At 49.2% G+C, this 508-nt stretch carries 1 protein-coding gene; it reads right to left on the bottom strand.

Annotated elements, in window-relative coordinates; genetic code table 11:
* On the bottom strand, positions 1-508 hold a 508-nt coding region (locus ABDZ97_RS17635), incomplete at both ends, for a hypothetical protein (protein ID WP_343791148.1).

Below are 508 nucleotides of genomic sequence, written 5' to 3'. Positions count from 1 at the left end.
TTATCGAAAATCAGCGGTTCGATCTCCCGCTCGTATTCGTGTCCCACAGCTATTTCCAACAACGCCTGTGCAGCTGTACGCAGACTCCTTTGTGAAGAATCCGCAGCGATCACTTCCACATCTTGTAACAGGAACGTATCCGATGCCACTGCATCTGCCAAATTCGAAACAGACCCTCCATGGTCGATCAGGAGTGTTGCCATTTCATAGTAGGTATCTTTACCCACCGCAGCATCATACGCCGCCAGTTCCGTATCCGCTGAAAGGGAATCCCCTGTCATCAGGTAATACCCGATCATTCTTTTGGTCTGCTCCACCCCGGAGAACTCCCGTTGCAGTAGCATTTCCACGCTGTCGAGCGAACTAGCCATCGTTGTATCCAACAGATATAGCCCAATCAGTTCATCTGCCAGTCTTGTGTACTCGTTTCTATCAAAACCAATGGCGTTTACAGTAAAATCGCGAACGGATACCCCAACCTGATGGTTTGTGAGTGAATCCATGATGG

Source organism: Wandonia haliotis (genome assembly GCF_039523435.1).
Taxonomy (GTDB): domain Bacteria; phylum Bacteroidota; class Bacteroidia; order Flavobacteriales_D; family Crocinitomicaceae; genus Wandonia; species Wandonia haliotis.
This window is presented reverse-complemented; position numbering and strand designations above follow the sequence as displayed.